The sequence below is a fragment of the Sphingomonas sp. SORGH_AS_0438 genome (assembly GCF_031453475.1).
In the GTDB taxonomy this organism is placed as follows: Bacteria; Pseudomonadota; Alphaproteobacteria; order Sphingomonadales; family Sphingomonadaceae; genus Sphingomonas.
The window spans coordinates 3,668,727-3,692,531 of the sequence record NZ_JAVIZS010000001.1; the positions used below are offsets into that span (position 1 = coordinate 3,668,727).

Here is a 23,805-nt window from a genome sequence, read left to right on the forward strand (position 1 = left end):
GGCAGTTTGATAGTCCCCCTGTCCGCAATGGACCGCCCCATCGGCCCGACCGCTTAGACGCGGCGGTCGGTGCGTGGCGGCTTGCGCCGCCCCGGGCTGCCTGGGGGGGACGAGCAGGAACCGCGCCAATTTCACTTCGGCGTCGCGTCTGCCGTACCGTCGATCAGGAGCGCGGCCCAGGCATCGAACAACGCCCGACGCGGGCCGAGGTGCGTGGAGCGGTTGTACGCGCCCTCCACCGCCACATTGATCTTCAGCTCGGCCGCTTCCTTCCCGCCGCCGGCATGGCCGAGCGCCCGGTCGATCGTGCCGCGCTGGTCCGGCATCTGCTCGTTCAGAATCGTCGAGAAGCTCGCCCGCCAGCCATGCGGAACGTGCCGACCGGCATAGCCAGCGCGGTGGTACAGGTCGCCGATCGCGCGCTCGGCGATCGGCGCGGTGCCGCCGCCAGCCGGGAAGATCAGCGGCGAAGCGTCCGCGATAGCACGAACACGCCGCAGCACCGCGACGGCCGCCGGCGACAGCGGGACCAGGTGATCGTTCGCCGGGTCGAGCTTCTTCTCGGCCGAGAGCTTCATCCGCGCCGCCGGCACGCGCCAGATCGGCTCGGCGCCGTCGAGATCCTCGATCTCGTCCCAGCGCGCGCCGCGCAGCGATCCGAGGCGGACGGCGGTCAGCGCCAGGAATCGCGACGCCAGCACGACGACGGGCGCGGCGCGCAGCGCGTCGACGGCCGCGAGCAGGTCGCGCAGCTCGGCCGCGTCGACGATCGCCGGGTGGCGGCCGCCCGCGCGCGCCTTGGCGAGGCCCTCCGTCACCTCGCCGGCCGGGTTGATGTCGCACCAGCCCTCGGACATCGCCAGCTTGAAGACGCAGGAGATCCGCTGCTGGATGCGGCGCGCCGTCTCCTTCGCGCCGCGCGCCTCGATCGCGCGGAGCAGCGCCAGGACCTGCGGCCGCGTCACCTCGCCGAGCGGCAGCGCGCCGATCGCCGGGAAGGCGTCGCGCTCCAGGCTCACCAGCACGTCGCCGGCATGGATCGGCGTCCAGTCCGGCACGCGCAGCGCGTGCCAGGCGCGCGCCGCCTGGTCGAAGGTCCGGGCGCCGGGCGACGTGCGATCGGCCGCGCGCGGGTCCTCGCCACGCGCGATCTGCTCATGCGCCGAATCGCGCCGATCGCGCGCCTGGTCCAGCGTCACCTCGGGATGGCTGCCGATGACGAGCAGCTGCTCCTTGCCGCCGAAGCGAAAGCGCAGCCGATAGGATTTGAGACCGGTCGGGCTGACGAACAGGAACAGCCCGCGCTCGTCATAGATCTTGTAGGCGCGCGGCTTCGTCCGCGCTGCCTTCACGGCCGCGATGGTCAGCATCGATACCTCATGGGATGGGCGCGCCGATCGCGGCGCACTAGGCTGGCGGCATACCCAGCGGAGCGCTGGGGCCGAGACACGTCCTGGTTCGCTCGCGAGGCCCCAGGCCGGCGGTTACAGGGCCACCTTACCGGCCCCTTTCATTGTCGGTGGGTGGCGCCGCCCACCGACGAATTCCTACTCGAAAGCACGAAGTGGCACCGGGCGCGGTGGGTGATCCCACGACGTTTTCCGCCCGAAAGCACGAATGTACACATGCAGCGACGCGGCTGAACCAAAGCGTCCTACGTGGGTTGCGTCACCAACAATGAAACCGATTGTGGGTGTCGCGCGGGATCGACTGTCCCTGAACGATGCGCAAACACACTGCAGGCTCGGACATCAGCGGCAAGGAGATGGTGATGAGTGGAACCAGCAAAGAGCGCCGCATCATGGGAGTCATGACGATAGGCTGCGCAGCGATCGCGTTGGGTGGCTCCGTCGGCTTAGGTGTCTTGGAAAAGAAGCGCACGCAGGAACAGATTGCAGTCGCCAAGAACCGCGGACAGGTTTCCAAGTGGCAAGAACTTGAGCGTCGTCGGGCACGCATGTCCCATACGACCGTCGCTGCCGCTGTAAACGCTCGGTAAGGTCGATGCTATTACGGCGGCGAAGACACCCTCCGTTGCACTGACGCACTCCCGCGCTACCCCTGGATCAATCTACCCCTGAAACGAGGCATGCCTTACTGTTGATATGCCTCGATTGCAGGCATCCGCGATCCTGCTAAACTGTTGCGTACAGTCGACCTTGTCAGATGCATGGGGGAATTATGCCTATCACCGCACCTTTTGGATTGTTGCTCGCTTTTGCGGCGGTAGTGAGCGGCCCGACAATTTCAGGGGTGAAAAAGGTAGTAACGATTCCGCCCGAGACTTTGACTACGAGCACCTCTTACGACGATGCCAGCCACAAACTAACGGTCATGTGTGATCACGCCAGCCGTGGGTTGTGTCGCTTCACCATCGTTGATGGATCGCGCACCGAGAATATCTCTTTACGGCCAAAGTCCCGGACGGTGCTTGCAAACGTCTCTCATAGAGCAAAGGTGTGTGCGTTGGGCAAGAACCCGAATGTAGCTTGCAACCTGATGCCAGTGTCAAACCACTGACGTTCATCCGCTAAGCTAATAGTCGCGCAAGTTCCGCTTACGCCGATTACGGTTATGCGCGGCGGAGAAACCCTCCGCCGCGCATTCTCGAAAGTGGCGGTTTACCGCCGATCGCGGTGGGCCCGCCGGGGAGACGTACCCCCGCCGTACCCCGTCAGACTAGGACCGGCTCGTCATCAGGCGTTCATTTACCGTGCCGCACTGCGGATGATCAGCTCGGTCACTTTCTTGGCGCGATGCGCGGAAGCGGAGGAGACCGTCCAGGTCGTTTCCACCTCGTCGATCCGGAAACGCGCAAAGGTCGCCTTGATGAAGGGCGTGTCGTTGATCGACATGATGAATTGCCCTCGGATGTGGGCGAGCTGTTCGGCCATCGCCTCATAGTGCGATCGGCCGAAATCGACTCCGTACCCGGTCGTTTCGTCGTAGGGCGGATCAAGGAAGAAAAGCGCCTGCGGCGAGTCATAGCGCCGGATCACGTCGGCATAATCGAGCTGCTCGATCGTGACCGGCGAGAGGCGATCGCGCAGCGCCTTCAGGTCCGCGCGAAGCCGGCCGAGATTGATGCGGCTGTCCTGGTCACGGCGAACGCCGAAGGTACGGCCCTGAACCTTGCCGCCGAACGCCAGCCGCTGGAGATACAGGAAGCGGACGGCACGCTCGATGTCGGTCATCAGGCGCGGGTCTAGGGCATTCTGGCGGTCGAATTCCGCCCGACTGGCCAGCAGCCACCGCAGCTCGTCGACGAACGGCTCGTAATGGCGCCGGATGACGCGGAAGAGATTGGCGACATCGCCCGACAGGTCATTGATCACCTCGACCGGAGCGGGCTTGGGGCGGCGCAGAAAGACGCCGCCCATGCCCACGAAAGGCTCGACATAGGTGCGGTGCGGCGTCGCATCGATCAGCGCGCAGATGCGCCGGGCGAGGTTGCGCTTGCCCCCGAGATACGGGGCGGGAGGATTGGCGGAAACGGTAGTGGTCGCGGTCATGCTGGCGTGGCTCGTTCCTTCAGGAGGGAGCGCTCGGCTAGGCGCGCGGGGTGGTGCCGATCGGTGCGATCGGCGCGGCCGGCCGCCCGGCGGGCGGCAGGATCTCAGTTGGGTGGCGGGGCCTGGTCAGCCCCGCCGGCCGGTCAGGCGGCCATGGTCCGCCGCGCGGCGAGCACCATGTCGACGTAGCTGGTCCGGGCGATCGTCAGCACTTGCCCGCTGGCGAGCTGGCGGCGCTGGGCCGGGTTGAAGCACTCGGCCATTTCGGCCTCGTTGTACCGGTTCACATTCTGCTGGCCATTCGGCTCGGTGGTCAGGAGGTGATAGATGCCGCCGACCCGCGCGCCGATATCGGCCGCATTCGGCTTCGCGCCGGAGATGACCTCGATCTGCCGAGCATGAAGGCCGCGACCGTGGCGGAGCTTCCCGGTGCGCTCCAGCTCGGCGCGCTCGGCGGGGGTGAACCAGTGGGCCAGCTCGGCGGGCGAGAACTCTTCCTCGGTGGTGCCTTGGCGGCTGGTGATCTTCAGCATGGTCATTGTCGCGTCTCCGTTTCCAATGACCAATATGTAGAGCTACGCTCTACAACAAGCAAGTGAAACGCGTAGAGTGCCACTCTACATTTTCGTTGACGGGGGACGCCAATGATGTAGAGTATCGCTCAACAGCAACGGAGGATAACATGCAGATCGTTTCGGTTCGGGACAAGCGGATCAGGGCCTTGGTGGAGAACCCCAATCGCACCTCGGTGAAGGGCCTCGACGCCTTGGAGACGCGCAAGATTGCGGAGATGATCACAGCGATCATGGTGATGACCAGCCCGCTCCAGTTGCTCGCGGTGCCCTCGTGGAAGGCCCATGAACTGACCCCGGGGCAGCCGGGCAAGTGGAGCCTGACCGTCACCCGGAACTACCGCCTGACCTTCATGGTCGATCAGGTGGCCCAGATCGTCTCGGTGCTCGACTATGAGGATTACCACTGAGCCACGGCGCGGGGGGCGGCGCCCCCCGCTCTTGTAGTGTTTTACTCTACAATTTTCGTTGCAACCTGTAGAGTAAAGCTCTATACCTGCTAGGGTGGAGGATTGAGGCATGACGAAACGGAACGACGCGCAGTATAAAATCGAGAAGGCCGCCGAGATGATCGTCAGTGCGGTGCCGCCGATCGATCGGCACCCCGGCACGTTCATCAAGGAAGTCCTGCTCCCCGAATTTGGCCTGAGCGTCACGGAGGCGGCGCGGCGCTTGGGTGTGGACCGTGCCGGCTTCCACAATACGCTCGCCGGAAAATACGATGTGTCGCGCGATCTGGCGTACAAGCTGGGCGCTCTGATGCGGGACGAGGTGGCCGACCTGTTGATCGCTTACCAGCACGCCTACGATCTCGCCAAAGACCGGGAGAAGCGCGAGACGTATAAGGCGACAATCGAGCGGGTGCCGGCGGTGGTCTGAGCGTCGCTGCGCGACCAACCACCCGGACGGACCGGGTGGCTAGCCGCGCAGGAACTCGGGGAGACTGCGCCCCAAGTATTTCCCCGAAGGGTCTTTTATTTCTCGGGCCACCCGGCGAACCGGCGATCCCGAGTTTCAACCGCGCGCGCGGCCCCGACGTCACGGCTAGGATCGATCGGGACCGCTCCTATGTCATCATCCAACCGGTGTGCATAGCCGCCAGCCTTGCCGGAACGTATAGAGAACATTACGATGCCGGCATGGCCGATCGACTTGCGATGATCGCCGCCTGTGTCGTGGAGGAGTATCTCGACCGGTGCGGCAACAGGGTGCTGTTCCGGCCGCCTGAGTATCCGCTGCGCCTGGCGCTCGCCTATCTCTACACGATCGCGGGGGACGATCCGGGCGTCGGTCCCAAGACACGCGAGCCCTTCGACGAGCTGTGGCGCGAGATGATGCGCGGCCTGGACACGGAGCGCCACTTCGACGGCTATGTCCGATCGACGATGGCCACCGCCTGCTATCGAAAGATCCGGCGAATGGTCCGCCTGCCCGAGACGCGGGAGATCGAGGACGCGATCGCGCGGATGCGGAAAGCCGGTCGCAAGGACGATCAGACCGCCAGCCGCCCGACACCTCGGCCGGCGACATAGCCGTAGCCGGCCGTGTTCCTTGTCAGCGGTCGGTGCAGCCCGACGTCGCGGCGTCGGACAGGGTCTGGTGGCTCATACGGCGGCCGGCCTGGGCGGCGATCGCCTGGACCTTCGCGCCAGGCGCGCGGGTGCGCCACTCGGCCGGGGCGACGCGCTCGCGCAGCGGCACGACCGGCGCGGGCCGGTCGACGACACAGCTGACCGGGACGGCGACGGCCGCGTCGCGATAGACGATGGAGGGCTCGGGCGCGGGCGCGGGCAGCTGCGCGGCACAGGCGGAAAGGCCGCAGGCGATCGCCAGTGCCAGGATGGTGCGGATCATGCTGTCTCCCCTCAGAAGCCGTCGCGGTAGAGCGCGTCCGCGACCCGCTCGCACTCGGCCGCCTCCGCCTCGGCACTGCGCCGGGCGGTGCGCGTCTCGGCGGCTTCCGCGCGTGCGATCCAGACGTCGCGTTCCCGAAGTGCCGATAGCGCGAGCTCGCGATTGCGCGCGCCGATCGCAGCCTGGCGCTGGCCCTCGTCCGCCAGCGCCCGGATCGACCCGGACTGGCGGTCGACCAGGCCGCGCGCCTCATCCCGCTGGAGCCGGTAGCGGTCGCGGACGATGCCGATGGCCGCGATGGTCACCGGCATGTCGGCCGCCTTGGGGCGACGGCCGGTCACGTCGCCAATCGCGATCGAAATCCGATCGAGCTGGGCGCGGTAGCCGGCGCGGAGCTGGTCGACCCGCAGACCCCAGGCCGCGACGATCGCCAGGGCGACGATCAGGCCGCCCCCGATAGCGCGCTGGAGGGTGCCGAGCGGCGTCATGCCGGCAGGCCCGTCAGGCACAGCGCACGCTCGCGCTGGCGGCGCAGCAGCAGCCCGCGCACCTCGCGCCCGCCGGCATAGCGGAAGGCGAGGAAGCGGTCGCAGCCCGGCCGCCAGCGCCCGGCCGCGAAGTGGCGCGCGATGCTGGAGCGGCAATAGCCGGTGACGCCGATGTTGAAGGTCAGCCGCGTCACTGCGGCGAGTTGGTTCGGATGATCCGCCAGCATGGGCGAGCAGGCCAGCGCCCCCGCCATATGCGCCCGCGCGTCCTCGCGCAGCAGCGTCTCGCACTGCGCGTCGGTGCGCACCTGGCCCGGCTTCACGTCCGGCCCGGTATGGCCGTAACAGGCCGTCGCAACGCCGGCGATGTCGACATAGCTGGTGTTGCGCTTGCCCTCGTCCGCCTTCAGCCCGACGATCGCCAGCGCCAGGGCCGCCGCGATCGCCGCCGTGCGGGCAGCGGTGCGAGGCGCGACCTTACCGGCCTTGTCGCCCAAGACGCTGACCGACCCCCGGATCATCGCATCGCCGGCGATCGTAATGCCCTTGCTCGTCGAGTGCATGACGGCTGGGCCGGCGGGCGGCGTTGCTGGACGCTGCGGCAGCAGGCGCACGATGATGACCATGATGAACAGGATCATGCCCAGCCAATCGCCGGCCCGCGCCGGCAGTGCGGCGCGGACTTCGCTCGGCATCATATTCCACAAGGCCAGAAGCTGGTCCGGCATCAGGATCATGGCGGCATAGAGGATGGAGCCGAGCGCGGACACGCGCACGGACCACCAGCGCGAAGCCTCGCGCCAGTCGATACGGGTCATGGGTGAAATCTCCGGTGGTGCCCCCGTGGGGCCAGGAATCAGTCCGGCCGGGCGACGCGGCGGAGCGCGCGCAGGCGCGCCACGATCACCGGCCATGCCGGCGCGGCCTGGAGCGCCAGGCAGACGACGACCAGGATCGCGGGGAGCTGGCTCATCGCGCGGCGCCCTTGGTCATCATCTGGAGCGTCGCCTCGATCCGGGCGGTGCGGACATCGATCGCGTTCAGCAGGTCCTGGCGGCGATCGTCGCGCTGCTGGAGCTGGCGCACGTCGGTCTCGACCTGGAGCAGGCGCTGCTCGCGCTGCCCGTCGCCCCGGATGACGCCGAAGACCACGGCCGCCGCAGCCACGACGGTGCAGGCCAGCGTCAGCAGGTCCTTGAGGCTCAGGCGTGCAGGCGCAGGCGCGCCCGGCGGTGGTGCGGAGGCCATATGGGTCCCTTCAGGAAGTGGGCGTGTCGCGGCCGAAGCCGGCTTCGATATTGCGCCGGCAATGGCCGGGTGCTTCGCCGAGGAGGCGGAAGAGACGGTCGATCACCGCCTCCAGGATCAGGCCCCAGCGATGGCCCGTCATGGCGGCGCGACCGACGCGGCTGGAAATGGTCTCGTCGGCCGAGGGGCAAGGTCCGCCGGCGATGATGTAGATCGGCACCGCGATCAGCACATAGGCAAGCTGGTCGATCGCGATCAGGATTTGCCGGAGGCCCGCCCGGCCCCGGTCACGCATGGCTGACCGCCGACCAGTCGACCGCGATCGCAGCGACGATGTCGCGCAGGGTGGTTGCCTTGGCGAGCGCCGCCTTCGCGCCCATCCGCAGGCCCTCGATCGCCGACCCGATCCGCACCCAGGTATCCGCCAGCGCGATCACCTCGGCCGCCAGATCGGCGATCGCTATTCCACGCGCTTTCGCCTCGGCCGACAGGAAGGGCGTGGCGGCCTTCTGATCGACGGTCCAGGCGCGCGCCTCGGCCTCCTTGCGCTGATAGGTCATCGCCTGTCCGCTGCCGTCCGTCAGGAAGCGGCCGCGCACCTTCTCCGCCTCGGCATCGATGCCGGCGGCACAATGCGCGCGCAGCACGGGGAAATTCAGGTTGGGCCAGTCGCTGGTCATCACCTGCGGCGGCACCACCATCAGCGCGGTGCCCGCCAGCAGCGATTGATAAACGGCCGTTCCGGGCAAGCCGCTGCCAGGGCAGATTGGCGCGCCCGTCGCCACGTCATAGATGATCCAATGCTCCATCGGGACCTCCTTAGATTGCCAGCCACAGCACGCGCAGGTCGTAGCTGGTGACCGTGTAGGTCGCGCTCATCACGCGCCGGTAATAGTCGCCGTCGTCGATCCAGCCGGTGTCGTAATTTCCAGCGAACACCCAGACCGCGAAATTAGGAGTGAAGTCGGTAGCCGCCCGGATCAATTCGGTGGAAGTGCCGGCCATCCGTGGCGAATACTGGTTGCCCTGGCCATCGATCGCCCGCACCCGAAGGCCGCCGTCCGCCTGGAAGTCGAGATAGGCAGGCTTGTTATTGCGCGTGGACACCTGCCGTTGCCCGGCATTGGTCGATACGGCGCTCGAAAATTCATAGAGGAAGCGCCCCACCGGCGGGACCGACGGCAGGCCGAGGCCCGGAAGCTGGATCTCCTGGCCGCCGGCTGGCGTCGTCGAGCCGGACCAGGTCGTGCGACCGTCACGCGACATGGACGATTTATCGAACGCGCGCGCCCGTAGCGTGCCCCCGATCACCACGTCTCCGCTGACGCTCAAGTCACCGACAAGGTCGACACCCGCGCCACCGTTGCTGTCGGCATAGAAAGTCAGTTGCGCGCGATTGTTGCCGGCGACCGCCTTCTGCTGGAGAAAGGCACGACTGCGGCCATAGGCATCGGAGGCGACCGAGCTGACGGTGCGCAGATCAGCCGCCGTCTGATTATACTCAGACCGTAGCGTGTCGACCTTCTCCGATAGCGACCCGGTCGCGCCGACCGTCGCCTCGTAATGGGACTTGGCGTTTGCAGAGGCCGTGTTGGCGGACGACGAGTATCTCGCGGCCTGTTCCGAATAGGATAACGCAGAGCTCGCGTCCCGGCTGGCGCTCGACGCCGATCCTGCGGCCGACTGTGCCGAAGTCGCCGCGCCCCGGTTGGAGGCCTCCGCATTCGTGTAGGCGGTCTGGGCGGCCGTTGCCGATCGCCCGGCATCATCGGCCCGGGTGCCGGCCGTGGTGGCCGATCCCGCTGCGGCGCTGGCGGACTGCCCGGCGCGGACCTCTTCCGTCACGTCGCGCAAGGAGAAGCGCGCCCACCGACCCTCTTGCGTCTCGAACCCGGGCGGGCCGTTGTTTTGCAGCCAGGGCACGATTTTGACGACGCCCGCCGACACGACCAGGTCCGACTTTACCGACGAATACCCGGCGACACCCGCGCGCGCCGCGATCACGCCGCCAAATTGCAGGACAGAGCCGTCCGCCCCGTAGCCGAAATAGCCGCAGGCCGCATCATGGGGGCTGAACTCGGCCGATGCCAAGGCCTCGACACGGATGATCCGGCCGCCCCAATCGCCGGCGATGCGGCCGCCATCGCGCGGGCCGTTGCCGGCGCCGCCGTTCCACCCATGCTCTTCCAGCACGTCGCGAAAGCCGCGCACGAGATAGACCCAATCCTGCCCGGGCGGGGGCGTGTGCCCATAGTCACGCGGACGGATCATCCGCGTCTCGTAAGGGCCGATGGGCCAATAGCCGGAACTGCCGTCCGAAAAGTCGCCGTGCTTTACCAGATTGCCCGTCGCGCTGGATGCCGCCACCGTCGCCGCGATCGATGCCAGGACGGCGGAGCCGGAAGCACCGGTGGCGCTGGTCGACGCCTGATCGCGATAGGTCGCCGCCTTGCCGGCAGCGGTGATCGCCTCGGTACGCGCGCTCTCGGCCGCGCTCGCACGCTCGCCGGCGGCCGTCTTGCTGGTCGCGGCGGACGATGCGCTCTCCGCAGCCGCGCTGGCGGCCGCCTCGGTCGCGGCGCGGTCGGTGACATCCTCGATCCGAAAGCTGGCGAGACGCACCTGCGCGGTCAGATCGCCATTGGCGCTGGGGTTCTGGACCCACGGAATGATTTCGGTCGTCCCCGCCGGCATCTCCAGCACGAAGTCGAACGGCTCATATCCGGCCACGCCGGCACGGCAGGCGCGGCCGTGCATGTAGTAACGCTGACCGTTCGGACCATCGGCGAACACGCCGACATTGCCGTCGAAGGCGCTGTACTGGCCGGAGGCCAGGCCGGTGAAGCGCAGCTTGCGTCCACCCCATGCGCCCCTGATCCAGCCGCCATTGACCGGATCGGCCTTGTCAAGCGTGCCCTCGAAACTGTCGCGCGCGCCGCGCAGATGTAGGACGAAGGCGCTGCCATTGGGCGGCACCGGCTGACCGTGAGCGGCAGGCTGCAACAGATAGCTGTCAATCTGGCCATTCTGCCCGAACGAGAAGCGCCAGCGGCCGGCATCGCCGTCGGCAAAATCCCCTTTGGTGACTAGGCTGCGGGTCGCTGCGGCTTGCGACGATTGGGCGGCGACGCGCGCCTGCGTCGCCGCAGCCGTCGCCGATCCACTCGCGGCCCGCTCGCTGGTCGCGGCGCTGCTGGCGCTGGTCGAGGCATCGCCGGCCTTGGTGGTCGCGAGCGTCGCCTGCGCCGATGCGATCGAGGCTTGCTCGGTCGCGGTGGTCGCCTTGGTGGTGGCGATCGTCGCCTGCCTCTCGGCCGCCCCGGCCGACCCGGCCGCCGCCCCGGCCGACGCCAGCGCATCGCCGCTGGCCTTCTGCGCAGCGTCGCGGGCCGTTCGTGAATCGTCGCGCGCGGTCGCCGCGTTGGTGGCTGCAACCCGGGCGGCATCGCGCGCCGCGATCGCCGCCTGGGTCAAGCCATCGGCACCGCTCACCTCCTGCCGGACCTTGTCCATCAGATCGCCGATCTCGGCGATGCGCTTGACCGTGCCCCCTACCGTGCCGGTGCCGAACGGGCTGTCGGGATCGCGGCTGTTGGTGGCATTGTTCTCAGGGCGGGTGCCGTTCGTGTCGGCAATATCGGTCCACCCGACCGAGGCGGCCATGGTGGTGACGGTCGGCAGCACCCGGCGGGCACCAGGCACGCGCCCGACGACATAGGATACCGCCACCGCATAGCCGGTGCTGGCGGCGACGCCGGTGATCTCGAAACGCCGGGCATCGGGCCCGGCAAAACCCGCTTCGATCCAGCGCGCATTGGCGGGCGGGCCGCCCGCATCGGCGACGCAATATTCGAAGCGGACCAGCTCGGCATAATCGCTGTCGACCTGTCCGGTGACGGCGATCGCGGGCATCGAGCGGCCGTTCGATCCGGTGACGATCGGGGCGGCCGTCCAGGCGGTGGCCCCCGGCGCACCGATCGACGGCGCGTCCTGCCGGATCGCCACCGCGGTCGAGGCGGCATCCGCGTCCTTCGCATAGACGTCCCGGCTGATCTCGCGCAGCGTCAGCGTGTTGTGCCACTTCTCGTCGAGCGCATAGGCCTCGACCCGGAAGAGGACGCTCTTGCCCTTCAGATAGCGCTCGGACGTCCAGACGCCCCAATCGCCCTCCTCCACCTCGGCGAAGGCGGGCCCGAGCGTCACCTTGCCGCGCCGGCGCAGGCGCCCCATGCGCCGCGCGATCTCGCCGACCCGGCCGGCCTGGGTCGAGGAGGTGACCATGGTCAGCGACAGCGGCTGCTCGCGAGGGCCGCCATCCGCCAGCACGTCGGCCACCACCCGCCGGATCGGCGCGGCGTGATCGGCATATTTCAGCTTGGGCTCGACATAGCGCGGGGCGACGGTGTTCACCCAGCCATTGTCCGCCTCGGACAGCTCGTCGGAATATTCGACGCTGCTACCGACCAGCAGATCCTCGTCCGAGAAGAAGAAGGACGGCGCCTTGGCCTGGCCCGGCTCGATCTCCACCGCGCCCTCGGGCTGGAGGATCACGCCGGCGCAGGCGGCCGCGAAATGGTCCTCCACCTCGATATAGGTCTCGTCGGCGCGGACCAGGCCGTTCAGCCGATAGCGCTTCTCGCTGCCGCCGGCATCGAGCGCGACCTGCTCGTCGCAGACATTCGCCGGGCCGAAGACGTTGGCGGGCGGCGCTTCCTCGGCCGACAGACCGCGCCCGACCAGCAGCATGTCGGGATCGCCGACCCGGTCGCCGGCATAGATGCCCCGCACCCAATTGTGGCGGCAGTCGATCGGATTGTCGGTCCACTCCCAGGTCGAGGGATCGGACCAGCGATGCGTGCCCGAGCCGCCGGCGGTCGAGTCCTTGCGCGCCTGGTAGCAGCGCTTGCCGCGCACCACCCAGCTGAAGCCGGGCCGGCCACCGGGCCAGACCGGGTTCTTCGCATCGGCCTTGTCCGCCTTGTAGCAGACCGCGACCCAGGCGACGCCGCTGCCGAAGTCGTTGGCGGTCCAGCCGGGCGCATTGGCCAGCACCACCTGCGGCACCGTCTGGACGACGCCGCCGGCGCGCCAATAGACCTCGAGCTGGCCATTATAGCCGGGCACGGCACCCTCGCCGGTATATTTCTCGAAGACGTCGTTGACGTAGAAGCCGGTCAGGCCGTCGCAGAGATGGTCCGCCAGCGCGATGATCCGGCATTCCCAGTCGGTGCCCCACTGGCCACCCCAGTTGAAGGCGTCGACCAGCGAGCCGCCGGTCAGCACCTCGCCGAAGATCCCCTCGCGCGCGACCTCGCCGAGCTGGAGCGCTGCGACCGAGGCCTGGCGCTTCTGGAGCGCATCCTTGGCGCGCGAGGCCAGCACCGCCGAATTGACGAACTGCGCGGCCGCGATGCCGGCGCTGATCAGCGCGGCGGTGCCGGCCGCCAGGGCGCCGACGCCGCTGGCGATCGCGACGCCGATCGCGACGACGGTGAGGATGGTACCGAGCGTCTTGGACATCAGTCGGCAGCCTCCACGGACCAGGCCATGATCATGGCGGCGCGCGGCTCCCGGCGCTGGCTGGTGGCACCCGGCCCGACCAGCGTCGCGCCCTCCACCACCATCAGGCGGATGCCGAATTCCTCGTCGGCGACGCCGGCGATGTCGCCGCGCGCCGCCAGCGCCGGGGCGATGCGGCGCAGCCGGCGGTCGACCGCCGCCTCCAGGCCGCCTTCCTCCGCCAGCCGCTCCACCGCCTCGCGCTTGGTGCGGCAGACGATGCCCGCCATCGGATCGCGGCCGGTCTGCGCCTCGACCGCGCGGGCGGCGAAGCGGACGCAGTGGTGATCGCGCCAGGCGAACGGTTTCGCCGCCACCTGCTCGATCAGCGCGAGCAGGGCGTCATGGTCCCGGACGATGGTCATGGTCACTCCAGGTCGTGCCGCAGCCGGTTGAGGCCACCGCCATTGCCCTGACCCATGCCGCCAAAGGCCGCCCCGGCCGCAGACGGCTTCTGCCCGCCCCAATAGAGCGTCTTCTCAGCGGCGTAGGAGACATTGCGGAAGAAGCCGTCGCTTGCCCGGATCAGGCGCTGGTCGGCATCGGTACGCATCCGGCCGCCCTTGCGGCCGAGCCCGCGTGCGGCGCTCTCGATCGAGGTGGCGAGCGTCGCCTCGCCGCCGATGACGTCGCGCACCTGGATGGGATCGAGCTTGCCCCGGCGATAGACATGCGCGTCGAGCAGCCGCTTGCCGTCGCCCGAAAAGATCAGCCGCCACAGCGTGGCCGGCGCGCGCTGCACCTCCTCGGCATCGAGGAGCTTCAGCGCCTTCTCGTCGATCCCCGACAGCGTCAGCGTGACATTCTGCGCGGCCCCGCCCAGCGCGCCGCCCGACACCTGCGCCAGCGCGCGGTTGCCGATCGGCTGGAAGGTGCGGCCCGCGAAGCTCAGCTCGCCGTAACCGCTCCACAGCCGGATCGGCACCTGGCCCAGCACCTCGACCGCGCCACCGACGATCGCGGTGCCGGCCTTGATCTCGGCCATCGCGGCCGCGGTGAAGATCTTCATGGCCGCAGGTCCTGGATACCCGCCAGCACCGTGCCGGTCGCGACCAGCCGCCGGTCGATCGGTGCGACCTTGGTGTCCTGCGGCATCACGGTCATGACGCAGGCGGGATTGTCGAGATGCGCCTGGGCGGTGGGCGGGATGAAATAGGGCAAGGGCGGCTCGATCGCGACGGTGACGATGCCGGTCGCCGAGGCGGTGCCCGCCTCGACGACGCGCGCGATCGTCCGCCGGCCCCAGCTTTTCGCGGCCGCGCCGCCCACGTCCCAGCGGAAGCCGATCAGGTCGGTGAGCGACAGCACGAGCCCGGCCGGCAGGCCGCGCAGCGTCAGATAGGCGGTGCCGACGCCGTCGATCGTCTCGGTCCAGCCGGTCGCGCTGCCGTCGAAGGCATTGCCGTCCGGACGCACCAGGCCACCGAACCCGCGCGGATAAATGCGGGGAAAGCTGCGCGCATAGTCGCGGCCGAGGAATCGCTTCTGGCTGCCGCGCATCGTCGACAGCCAGGCGATCCATTCGTCGGACACGTCGCGCGTGTTGCGCGCCGTCGTCCAGGTCGCGATCCACAAGGGGAAGCCCGCCTGGACGCCGCCCATCGTGCCGCCGGCCTCGGGCGCGGCGAAGTCGACGCGCTGGATGTCGAAGAGCTGCTGCCCGATGCCGGTGAGCGGCATCGGGCGCGGAAAGACGATGGTCATCGGATCACCCGCCTTTGCCTGGCTTCCTGATAGACGGAGATGATCTGGCCCGGCAGATCCTGGCGGAGCTGGTCGAGCTTCGCCTCGACCCGCGCCAGGCCGGCCGCGTCGGCCCCGGTCGCGTCGATCGTGATCGGCATGTGGATGCTCGGGCCGCCGTCACTGTCGGCCGCGAAGGCGCGCGAGGCGGCCGCCGAGCGGACGCGGGTGCCGGCGGGCAGGTCCGCCAGCTCCGGGCCATGCTCGCCGACCCAGGTCAGGCCGCCCGACCAATTCTCGGTGCCCGAGGCCAGCCGACCGATGCCGCTGCCGCCCATCGCCGATGGGGCCGGGCCCAGGCTGCTCGGCGCGACGATCGGCACGCTGGAGCCGCCGATGCCGAACAGGCCGCCGAGCTTGCCGAGCGCCCCCGCCAGGGTCGGCAGGTCGGAATTGCCGTTGATGAGGTTCTTCAGCGGATTGAGCAGCGCGAGCTTCATGAATTCGTCGCGCAGCATCTTCAGCACGGTCTTGCCGGCATTGCCCCAGCTCGACCACGTATCCTCGTCGAATATCGTGTCGATGCAGGCGCTGCCGAACCGCCGCATCTCGTCCAGATTGGCGGCTGCGATCTTCAACCTGGTGTTCATTTCCGCCTGCGCATCGACGCCCGCCAGGATCGCCTCGGCATCCTCCCTGGCGAGATCCGGGAAGCGGCGCCGGATCTCCTGCGCGGTGCGCAGCTTCTCCAGCTCGGCCGCGCGCACCGTGTCGCTGGCGCCGAGCAGCTCGAACTCGCGGCGCGACATCTCCAGCGCATCGGCCTGGTCGCGCAGCCGGCCGGTGGTGAAGCGCGCCTTCTCGGCTTCATAAGCGCCCTGCGCCTCGTCGGTGCGCGCCCGGACCAGGTCTTTGCGGTCCTGCGACTCCTGTGGCAGGTGCAGCTTGTCCGCCTCGCGATTGGCGGCGCGCGACGCGGCATTCAGCGCCTGGTCGAGCGGGGCGAGCGACAGGTCGGCGATGACCGACTTCAGCTCCTTGGCGCGATCCTTGCTCTCCTCCAGCGCCCGGGCGAAGCCCATCCGGTCCTCGGAGGCATGCGCCTCGTCCAGGCTCTGGCGGTAGGCGTCGATGACCTTGTTCAGGGCGACGAGCGCATCGCCCTGGGCGATGCTGCGCAGCTTCACCAGCGAGCGCATCGCCGCCTCGTCGGACAACGCGCGCGACATATCGGCGACCGACAGCGTGCCGCCGCGCACCTGAGCGATGACGGCGCTGCGCGCAGCGGTCTCGTCGCGCAGGCCGGCGACGGTCTTCGCCCCGCCGGCGACCGCGTCGGCGACCTGCAGGGCGAGCTGGCGGCGGACCTGCGCGTCGACATCGATGCCGCGCCGGGTGGCGTCGGTCAGCGCCTTGCGCCGCGCCTCCGCCTCCGCGCCGGCCGCGCTGCTGGTCAGATAGGCGTCGGCGACCGCCAGCGCGCCGCGCGCATTGGCCTCCATGCTCTCGGCCTCGCGGCGGAGCTGCTCGGCATGACGATCGCGGCCGGAGCCGGACGAGGCGCGCGCGCGATCGGCGCGGGCCTGGGCCTGCGCCTCGGCATGGGCACTGGTGATGACCTGGCCCGACAATTCCAGCCGGGCCTTCTCGGTCGCCAGCGCGGCCTTGGCCTGGGGCGTCTTCGCCGCCGCGATCCTCGCGTCCAGCTCCGCCATCCGCTGCATCTTCTCGCCGCGCGGGATGAAGGTATCGATCGCGTGGCTGTAGGCGTCCAACGCTTCCAGAGTCGCCTTGCGCTGGTCCGCCGGCAGGTCGGTGGCGAGGGCTGCGCGCAGCTTGCCGACGGTCTTTTGATAATCGGACCGCTGATCGCCGGTATATTGCTCGACAATCGACGCGCCAGCCTGCTGAGTGCGGTTGGTCGCCGCTGCCCTGGCCTGGTTATCCTCCTTGCGCGCTTGGCGCTGGAGATCGGCAATCTGCTTGTCGAACCCGGCCTGGAATTCGGCTTGGCTGGTGCCGGTGACCATTTGCCAAACCGAGCGACCGCGCGCCTTCTCTGCCTGGATGTCTGCGATCCGCTCGGCGATGACGCCACCACCGGCCGCCCGGTCGATCGCCTTGCCTAGCCACGACCAGGCGCCTGATGCAGCGTTCTGAACATGCTCCCAGCCACGCGCGAGCGCATTGGCCTTGTCGGCCGCGCCATCTGTAGCCTCGGCCAAAGCCTCCATCAGGACGCGCTGCGCGCCCGTCTTGTCGTTCTGCTCGACGAGGTTGCCGATATACTCGATCGTCGCCTGGTTAATCCAGCCGTACCGCTCGGCGAGCTGCTGCGCGCCGTCGATCGGATCGGCCATCGCTGCGTCCAGCGCCTGAGTTGCAGTGGGCACATCCTGCCCGGTCGCGGCCGCGAAATCCTTGGTCATGGCGGTCAGGCCGAGCAGCACGCCCTTGGTGACATTGCCGCTGGTGACATAGGCCGTGGCGATCTCGCGCGCGGCGGAGACGGTGATGTCACCGGCACTTGCCGCCGCCTCGGCTGCCGCCTCGATCTGCTGGCCCGTCATGCCGAGGGAGCGACCCGAATAGAGGCCGGCGGTGTTCAGCTTGTCGAGTGCCTCGTTATAGTCCCACCAGCTCTTCGTCGCGATCGCGACCACCGCGGCGGTCGCGCCGATCGCGAGGCGGGTCGGGGTGAGGAGCGCGCGGACCTTGCCGAGCGCGCCACCGACGCCACCCTCACCCTCGGCAAGCGATCCGGCGGCCTCCTTGGCCTTCTCCTTCAGCGCGTCGAGCGCCGCGCCGGTCCGTTCGCTGCCGCCCTGGACCTCGCGCGCGCTTTCCTGGCTGGCATCGCCGACCCGGCGGATGCTGCCGGCGACGCTGTCGTCGCCCATCGACATCGCCTGGACGACGTCGATGCCCTGCTCCATCAGCACGCGGAACAGCGGCATGCCCGCCGCCAGCGACGAATAGGCGTTGAAGCCGGCCGAGCGCAGCATCATCATCTGCACGCGATTGAGGCCGGCGGACTGCGAATTGCCGTCGAGCGCCTGGCGCGCTTCCTCCAGCCGGTCGGTGGAGACGGCGAGCGCCTGCGCATGCTCCTTTTCGCTCAGCTCGCCGCGCTGGAGCAGGTCGTTGTAGACCCGCAGCTCGGCGTCATAGCGTGCCTGGGCGACCGACAGCGGATCGATCATCGCGCGGATCTTGGCGAGCGCGGCCGCCCGGTCCTCCTCCGCCTTCAGCTCCGCTTCGAAGACCGAGCCGCTGTCGCGCGCGCTCTTGCCCGAATGCGATGCGCCGATCGCGCTGAACCGGGCCTGCTGGGCCTGCGCAGCGATGTCCGCCTTGGCGGCCGCGGCATCCTCCCGCCAGCGCTGCTGCTCCTTCTCGGCCGCGACGCCGGCTGCATCCGCCACCTCGCGATACGCGTCCGCCGCCTTCTTCAGCGCGGCGGTATGCTCGGCCTCGGTGATCGCGCCCTGCGACACCAGGCTGTTGGCGGTGCGGAGCTGGTCGTCGTAGCGGACCCGGGCGAGATAGAGCGGGTCGAGCGCGGCCCGCAGCTTCGCCGCGCCGGCGGCCGCCTGCTCCTCGCGTTCGAACATCTCCTGGAAGACCTTGGCGCTGTCGCGCGCGGCCCCGCTCGACCGGTCCAGGTTGACGGTCGCGAACTGCTGGCTGCCGGGCGTCGCCATGGCCTGGTCGACCGCACCGCGCTGCGCGCCTGCGGCCGCCGCCAGCTTGGCAGCGGCAGCCTGACGGTTCCACGATTCAATCTGGCGCTGGGTGAAGCGGTCGGTGGCCTCGGCCGAGCGCTCGGCCGCCCTTTCTGCCGCTTCGGCGACGCCGGTCATGGCGTCGGTCCCGTCCTTGCGGATCTCGGCGAAGTCGTTCTTGACCTGGGCCTTGCCGTCGGTGCGCAGGTTGAAGCCGATGCTACGGATCGTCATCGCCCGGCTCTCCCTCTTCCTCGTCGCCCATCCCGTCATCCGGGTGGACGATCGCGCCCTCGATCCGGGGCAGGATCTCGGCGAGCAGCGCCTGGTCGACACCGCGGCCGGCGCCGAGCGCCATCACTGCGCCGAAGTCGAGCCCGACCGGCCGCGACACCACGCCGTCAGGCGTCGGATAGCTCGCCAGCCGGACCTGACCGCCGCAGCCGCGGATCAGCTGCCAGACGGCTTCGCCGGCTTCCGTGCGCGCTTCGTGCGTTTCGTAGGGACAGGCGGGGCGGCCGTCGTCGTGCCGGCATCGCCCGAGCCGTCCCGCGTCGCAGGAGAGCCGGCAATATTGCCCTCCTGCGTCGCCCCCGCCGAAGTGCCATTCGGCGAGGGCGACCAGCCGTTTTTTTCCGCGTCCGCCTGCGACCAGGGCAGGACATATTCGCGGTCCGCCGCCTCGACCAGGCGCGGCTCGGCGAGGAAGTCCGAGATGGTCCCGGGCTCGATGCCGATCACCGCGCCTTCCGCGTCCAGGATCTCGGTATCGGGCGTCGGCTCGACCGGCTCGCCATCCTTGCCGATCCCCGACCAGGCCAGGATGTTGTGGCGGATGATCTCGGCGGTGAAGGCGTCGCCGGCGCGCTCCTCGACGTCCGGCCCGCCCTTGCGCAGCACCGCCAGCGCCGCGCGCCGGCCGGCGCGGATCGACAGGAGGCTGGGCTGGGCGGCGAAGGTGACGCGGACGGGCGGCCGATCGCCGATCGCCGGGATCAGCTCATGCTCGACGGGCTTGGCCCCGGTCAGCGCATAGCCGCTCATGCCGCGTCCTCGTGGCGATCGGTATCGGCGACGACGCCGGTCGACGCGCCGGGCACGTCGAGGCGGATCTCGCGCGCCTCGTCGAGGATCACGAAGCCATCGGCATCGCGGACGAAGACGTCGTCCTCCACCTGGAAGCGGCGGACGCGGCCGGCGACCGGATCGACCTCGATGACATGCGACAGGATCTCGCCGGAGACGACATCGACGATGCGCTGGTGCGGCGCGGGCGTGAAAAAGGCCATGCGGTACTGCTCCCGATCAGGCGTAGGTGGCGACGTCGTTGACCAGGGTGACGGTCAACTGCGCGGCGAGCGCGCCGGACGCCTGGAAGTTGAAGCTGCCCTGGAGGCCCTTGGGCCCGTTCACCGGACGCTTGGCCTTGGGCAGCCAGACGCGCGGCAGCGTGAAGACCAGGCTGAAGCCGCCGTCGAGCTTCCAGCCCAGCGCCACTTCGGCCGGGATCTTGCTGCGCGACTTGTTGAACAGCACGCCCCGCGCGCCGCGCGCGGTGATCGCGCCATTGGTCATCGCCTTGCCCGGATCGATGCCGCCGATGCGGCCGTCCTCCCGGATGACCTCGACCTTGTCGAGCTGGTTGGAATAGGTGATGTCGGCGGAGACGATGTCGGCCGCGACATTGCCGTCCAGCTTGATCGAGCCGGTCGCCTGGGCGAAGCGAAGGCCCTGGAGCGCGGTGGGCGCGCCGGCGACGCTCGCCGCGACCGCGTTGGTCTCGCCCTGCGCGATCAGCGACAGCACGGCATTGAGCAGGCCGGAGCGCGCCATCGCGATCTTCAGCGAATTGACCGCCGCGCCGTAATGGACCGAATAGCTCGGCTCGTCCGGATGGCCGACCTCGATCGACGTCGTCGGGAGCGATGCCGCACCCGACTTGAAGACATGGGTGAACATGCCGTTGGCACCGGTGGTGGTCGGCGCGCCGAAGGTCTGGCGCAGCCAGAAGCCGATCCCGCGCAGGTCGACCGGCACGGTCAGGTCGCCGTCATTGGTGATGACGTCATAGACCGGGTCGAGGCCCTCGCGGCCGAAGCCGAGCTGGTCGTCCTCGATCAGCGGCTGCTCCTCGCCCATCGAATGGCCGACGAACGGCAATTTGAAGAAGCCGCCGGCGGGCGTCTGCCCGTAAGACGGCTCGATCGCGGCCGACATGACCGCGTTGATGCCAAGGGGACGTCCCATAGCGTGTCTCCTGTCAGGTGAAGGGGATCAGCCCAGCGGGCTGGTGGTCGAGTAGAAGGGCACCAGGTTGAAATCGGCCCAGCCGACCGGGACCGCGCCGGGCATGTTCTGCTCACCGTCGACCGGCATGGTCGCGTCGAGATGGACGCAAAGGCCGCCGAGATACGGGTCGGCCTGGCGCGCGACGTCGATCCGGCCGATCATCTCGGCAAGGACGATCTGGGCGCGCCGGCCGGGCTCGCCATAGGCGGCGATCTCGATCGGCACGACATGCTCCCACCACCAGGTGGGCGGCGACAGGTCGATGTCCGGGTCGCCCGGCATGCCTGAGCGGACGATGACCAGGCCACCCGGCCCGACCGCCTCCGGCTTGGCCTCCTCGTCGTCCAGGCCGATCACCTGGGCGTCCGGCAAGGCGGTCTGGATCAGGCGCTTGATCGCCTCCAGCACGGCTAGGCGCTTGGACATCGCTATTTCCAATGCTTGTCGAGATTGGCGGGGAAGCGCGACTGCGCCAGCCGTTCCGGCTCGGACAGGTCGACGGTCTGCGGCTTCTTCACGCCGGGGGTCAGCGTGAACATGATGACGCTTTGCACCGGCCGGGGATTGCGGGTGCGGCCTGCCAGCTCGCGTTCGGAAGCATTGCGCCAGCGGCCGGTGGCCTTGCGGATGACCAGCCCCTTCAGGACCAGATAGGCGACGCCGGCATGGCGGATGCTCGGCGTCCGGAAGCCGCGGTCGCTGGGCGAGACGAATTGCAGCGGCCGGCCGAAGCGCTCTTCCACCTCCTCGGGCGTGAGCGCATCGCCGGACCGATGACGCGGGCAGTCGTCGGTCGGCACCGCCAGCCAGCGCTTGCCCTGGCGCGGGGTGATGTAGGCGCCGCTGGCATAGCTCTCGATGATGGCGGCGGCACCGCGGCCCTTTTTCGACGGCTGCGCATAGACCCAGCCGGTCGGCGCCAGCGCGTCGCGGTTCTTGGGATAGGTGACGCCGCGCACGGCGTTGGCCAGCCGGTCGCCGAGACCCGCCGCGCGCACCTGGGCGCGGAAGGCGTCGCGGACCTCCTCGGTGGTGTCGCGCATCGCCGCGGTCATGAAGCCGGCGACGTCGCTCTCCAGCCCGGCGGTTTCCTTCTCGAAATCCGCCGTCCCGATCTTCATGCCCAGCATGTCAGGCGGGGACCAGCTCGCACATCCAGCCGGTCGCCTCGATATCGAGCCTGGGCCGGCCGGCGATCGTGAAGCGCTCCAGGACCGCGCCGGTCTTCTCGTCGACCATCTCCAGCCGGGCGCCGGCGATCGGCTGCGGCACGTCGGCGCGGATGATCGAGGCGAATTCGGTATCGACCGAGAGGGTGGCGCTGTTGAGCTGCATCTCCTCGGTCGGGCGCTTGCGGATGACGCGGATGTCTTGCGGAAAGACCGCGCCCGGTCGCCAGTAGCGCGCCGCGGTCGAGCCCGGCGCCGCATGGATCACCGGCAGCGCAAGCGCGAAGGGATCATCGAGTGGCATTGGCGCCTCCCGGCAGCAGAGGGCAAGCGGGCCGGCCTGGACGGCCGGCCCGGCCGGTCAGGCGGCGTAGACCTCGACCATCTCGATCACGTCGAGCTTCTTCAGCGCGTCGATATCGAGCTTGGCCTTGGCGATGATTTCCTCGGTCAGCACGGTGCCGCCCAGGATCACGCCCTCGCCGCCCTTGCCGTAATGGAGCTGGTATTTGGTGCGGGGCATCTCGACCGTCTTCGGGCCGCTGTCGGTCGTCTCGGTGGCCATGAGTCTGTCCTTCGTAAAAGCCGGCCGCGCCGGCGCTGGTCGGGGAAAGCCCGCGCCGATCGGCGCGGGCGGGGCATCAGGAGCGGACGGTCATTCCGGCCGACGGCGTTGATCCGCTTCGCCACGAAGACCGGGGCCGACTGCGTCATCAGGAATTCGCCGGCCGGATCGTCGTCGATCCAATTCTTGGAGAAGAGCCGGGCGGCGCCATACGCGTTGCGCGGGTCCTGGATCGCGCCGTAGCAGGGCGTGCCGCCGAACGCCGCCGGGGCGCCGGCAATGACGGTATAGTCGGGCAGCAGCGACTTGATCGTGCCGTCCGTGTCCTCGTAATTGTCGTTGTAGATGTAGATCTCGGTGACGCCGATCCGGCCGAGATAGACCGGCGATCCGGGCACGCCGGGCTTGAATCCCAGGTCGATCGCGCTGGTGGTCTGCCCGAGCGTGATGTCGAGCTTGTCCTTCAGCTTGGTGTCGGCCTTCAGCAACCGGCCGGCGAGCTTGTCCATCACCACATGGCTGGGCGCGGCCCCGCATTCCGAGGCGATGTCCTCGATAAAGCCCTCCAGGCTGTCGACGGCGGATACGCCATTCTGCCCCCAGCCGGCGCCGGACAGGAGGATGCGGGTCAGCGACGCCTTGCGCTTGAAGTCGACGACGGCGCGCGGATATTCCTTGCCCTCCATGACGCAATAGCCGTTGAGCAGGATCTGCGACGCCATGATCTCCTCGCGGCGCTCGATCTGGGTCTTCTGGCCGAGCAGATAGTCGGTGAAGTACAGGTCGCGCCGCTGGGCCAGCGAGAAGCCCCCGCCGATCGGCTCACCCGGGCGGCGCTGTTTGATCTTGTCGGCCTCGATCCGCTTCTTCGGCTTCACATAGCCGGGCGCGAAGCTGTCGGTCTGGAACGTGCGGTCGGGGCTCATCGAGCCGAGCGCAAGGGGGCTGACCCAGGGCGCAGCGCGCAGGTCGTCGAACACGCGGTCGAACTTCACATCCGCGGTGTCGAACTCGATCGATGCCGCGCTGAAGAACAGGCTGCGCAGGAAATTGCCGGGCACGTACAGCGGCGCGATGACGCCGACGAGCGTCTGGGGTTCATAGAGCATCGTGGCACTCCGAAAATGAAAAAGGGGGCGGC

Annotated in this window: 27 protein-coding genes; 4 read left to right on the plus strand and 23 right to left on the minus strand. The window is 68.9% G+C overall.

Annotated features, from left to right (window positions below; genetic code table 11):
• Positions 1-131 precede the first annotated feature (131 nt).
• Positions 132-1,370, minus strand: a complete 1,239-nt coding sequence (locus QE452_RS17235; protein ID WP_309660108.1) for a phage integrase central domain-containing protein — start codon at positions 1,368-1,370, stop codon at positions 132-134.
• Between the two features lie 401 nt (positions 1,371-1,771).
• On the opposite strand from QE452_RS17235, the gene QE452_RS17240 reads away from it, so the two are divergent.
• The gene (locus tag QE452_RS17240) at positions 1,772-1,999 is read left to right on the plus strand and encodes a hypothetical protein (RefSeq protein WP_309660107.1); all 228 of its coding nucleotides are present in this window, start codon (positions 1,772-1,774) and stop codon (positions 1,997-1,999) included.
• A gap of 709 nt (positions 2,000-2,708) precedes the next feature.
• Here the strand turns inward: QE452_RS17240 and QE452_RS17245 are convergent.
• Positions 2,709-3,512: a DNA adenine methylase gene (locus QE452_RS17245; RefSeq protein ID WP_309660106.1), complete on the minus strand. Its 804-nt coding sequence runs from the start codon at positions 3,510-3,512 to the stop codon at positions 2,709-2,711.
• 143 nt (positions 3,513-3,655) lie between these two features.
• Positions 3,656-4,045: a hypothetical protein gene (locus tag QE452_RS17250; protein ID WP_309730432.1), complete on the minus strand. Its 390-nt coding sequence runs from the start codon at positions 4,043-4,045 to the stop codon at positions 3,656-3,658.
• 149 nt (positions 4,046-4,194) lie between these two features.
• Between QE452_RS17250 and QE452_RS17255 the strand changes: the two genes are divergently transcribed.
• From QE452_RS17255 to QE452_RS17265, 3 genes are all read left to right on the plus strand, one after another.
• Positions 4,195-4,494, plus strand: coding sequence for a type II toxin-antitoxin system RelE/ParE family toxin (locus tag QE452_RS17255; protein WP_309660104.1), 300 nt, complete (start codon positions 4,195-4,197; stop codon positions 4,492-4,494).
• Between the two features lie 109 nt (positions 4,495-4,603).
• Positions 4,604-4,963: a hypothetical protein gene (locus tag QE452_RS17260; protein ID WP_309660103.1), complete on the plus strand. Its 360-nt coding sequence runs from the start codon at positions 4,604-4,606 to the stop codon at positions 4,961-4,963.
• Positions 4,964-5,223: 260 nt separating this feature from the next.
• Positions 5,224-5,616 carry a hypothetical protein gene (locus QE452_RS17265; protein ID WP_309660102.1) on the plus strand — a complete coding sequence of 131 codons (393 nt, stop codon included), beginning with the start codon at positions 5,224-5,226 and terminating at the stop codon, positions 5,614-5,616.
• A gap of 22 nt (positions 5,617-5,638) precedes the next feature.
• Here the strand turns inward: QE452_RS17265 and QE452_RS17270 are convergent, their stop codons facing one another.
• The 20 genes from QE452_RS17270 to QE452_RS17365 form a co-directional block, all read right to left on the minus strand.
• Positions 5,639-5,938, minus strand: coding sequence for a hypothetical protein (locus QE452_RS17270; RefSeq protein WP_309660101.1), 300 nt, complete (start codon positions 5,936-5,938; stop codon positions 5,639-5,641).
• A gap of 11 nt (positions 5,939-5,949) precedes the next feature.
• Positions 5,950-6,426, minus strand: coding sequence for a hypothetical protein (locus QE452_RS17275; RefSeq protein ID WP_309660100.1), 477 nt, complete (start codon positions 6,424-6,426; stop codon positions 5,950-5,952).
• The gene (locus QE452_RS17280; RefSeq protein WP_309660099.1) at positions 6,423-7,244 is read right to left on the minus strand and encodes a lysozyme; all 822 of its coding nucleotides are present in this window, start codon (positions 7,242-7,244) and stop codon (positions 6,423-6,425) included. The genes QE452_RS17275 and QE452_RS17280 overlap by 4 nt, the downstream gene beginning before the upstream one ends.
• A 151-nt stretch (positions 7,245-7,395) precedes the next feature.
• Positions 7,396-7,674: a hypothetical protein gene (locus tag QE452_RS17285; RefSeq protein ID WP_309660098.1), complete on the minus strand. Its 279-nt coding sequence runs from the start codon at positions 7,672-7,674 to the stop codon at positions 7,396-7,398.
• Positions 7,675-7,684: 10 nt separating this feature from the next.
• Positions 7,685-7,969, minus strand: a complete 285-nt coding sequence (locus tag QE452_RS17290) for a hypothetical protein (protein WP_309660097.1) — start codon at positions 7,967-7,969, stop codon at positions 7,685-7,687.
• Positions 7,962-8,483 (minus strand): hypothetical protein, encoded by a 522-nt coding sequence (locus tag QE452_RS17295; RefSeq protein ID WP_309660096.1) that lies wholly within the window; start codon positions 8,481-8,483, stop codon positions 7,962-7,964. The genes QE452_RS17290 and QE452_RS17295 overlap by 8 nt, the downstream gene beginning before the upstream one ends.
• A 10-nt stretch (positions 8,484-8,493) precedes the next feature.
• Positions 8,494-13,194, minus strand: coding sequence for a hypothetical protein (locus tag QE452_RS17300; RefSeq protein ID WP_309660095.1), 4,701 nt, complete (start codon positions 13,192-13,194; stop codon positions 8,494-8,496).
• Positions 13,194-13,598 (minus strand): DUF6950 family protein, encoded by a 405-nt coding sequence (locus tag QE452_RS17305; protein WP_309660094.1) that lies wholly within the window; start codon positions 13,596-13,598, stop codon positions 13,194-13,196. The genes QE452_RS17300 and QE452_RS17305 overlap by 1 nt, the downstream gene beginning before the upstream one ends.
• A gap of 2 nt (positions 13,599-13,600) precedes the next feature.
• A complete protein-coding gene (locus QE452_RS17310) occupies positions 13,601-14,242 on the minus strand; it encodes a hypothetical protein (protein ID WP_309660093.1) in 642 nt (213 codons plus the stop codon).
• The gene (locus QE452_RS17315; RefSeq protein WP_309660092.1) at positions 14,239-14,937 is read right to left on the minus strand and encodes a hypothetical protein; all 699 of its coding nucleotides are present in this window, start codon (positions 14,935-14,937) and stop codon (positions 14,239-14,241) included. Before QE452_RS17315 ends, QE452_RS17310 begins: the two co-directional genes overlap by 4 nt.
• Positions 14,934-18,875, minus strand: a complete 3,942-nt coding sequence (locus tag QE452_RS17320) for a phage tail length tape measure family protein (protein ID WP_309660091.1) — start codon at positions 18,873-18,875, stop codon at positions 14,934-14,936. Before QE452_RS17320 ends, QE452_RS17315 begins: the two co-directional genes overlap by 4 nt.
• A complete protein-coding gene (locus tag QE452_RS17325) occupies positions 18,862-19,035 on the minus strand; it encodes a hypothetical protein (protein WP_309660090.1) in 174 nt (57 codons plus the stop codon). Before QE452_RS17325 ends, QE452_RS17320 begins: the two co-directional genes overlap by 14 nt.
• Positions 19,036-19,091: 56 nt before the next feature.
• Positions 19,092-19,685: a hypothetical protein gene (locus QE452_RS17330; protein ID WP_309660089.1), complete on the minus strand. Its 594-nt coding sequence runs from the start codon at positions 19,683-19,685 to the stop codon at positions 19,092-19,094.
• Entirely contained in the window at positions 19,682-19,930 is a 249-nt protein-coding gene (locus tag QE452_RS17335) for a hypothetical protein (RefSeq protein ID WP_309660088.1), read from the minus strand. Before QE452_RS17335 ends, QE452_RS17330 begins: the two co-directional genes overlap by 4 nt.
• Positions 19,931-19,946: 16 nt before the next feature.
• Positions 19,947-20,888 (minus strand): phage tail tube protein, encoded by a 942-nt coding sequence (locus QE452_RS17340; protein ID WP_309660087.1) that lies wholly within the window; start codon positions 20,886-20,888, stop codon positions 19,947-19,949.
• 27 nt (positions 20,889-20,915) lie between these two features.
• Positions 20,916-21,356 (minus strand): hypothetical protein, encoded by a 441-nt coding sequence (locus QE452_RS17345; protein ID WP_309660086.1) that lies wholly within the window; start codon positions 21,354-21,356, stop codon positions 20,916-20,918.
• Between the two features lie 2 nt (positions 21,357-21,358).
• Positions 21,359-22,051, minus strand: a complete 693-nt coding sequence (locus tag QE452_RS17350) for a DUF6441 family protein (RefSeq protein WP_309660085.1) — start codon at positions 22,049-22,051, stop codon at positions 21,359-21,361.
• A 10-nt stretch (positions 22,052-22,061) separates the two neighbouring features.
• Complete coding sequence (locus tag QE452_RS17355) at positions 22,062-22,403, minus strand: hypothetical protein (protein ID WP_309660084.1); 342 nt, start codon at positions 22,401-22,403, stop codon at positions 22,062-22,064.
• Positions 22,404-22,460: 57 nt separating this feature from the next.
• Entirely contained in the window at positions 22,461-22,622 is a 162-nt protein-coding gene (locus QE452_RS17360; protein WP_309730435.1) for a hypothetical protein, read from the minus strand.
• On the minus strand, positions 22,571-23,773 hold the full coding sequence (locus tag QE452_RS17365; RefSeq protein WP_309730438.1) for a major capsid protein: 1,203 nt from the start codon (positions 23,771-23,773) through the stop codon (positions 22,571-22,573). The genes QE452_RS17360 and QE452_RS17365 overlap by 52 nt, the downstream gene beginning before the upstream one ends.
• Positions 23,774-23,805 lie beyond the last annotated feature (32 nt).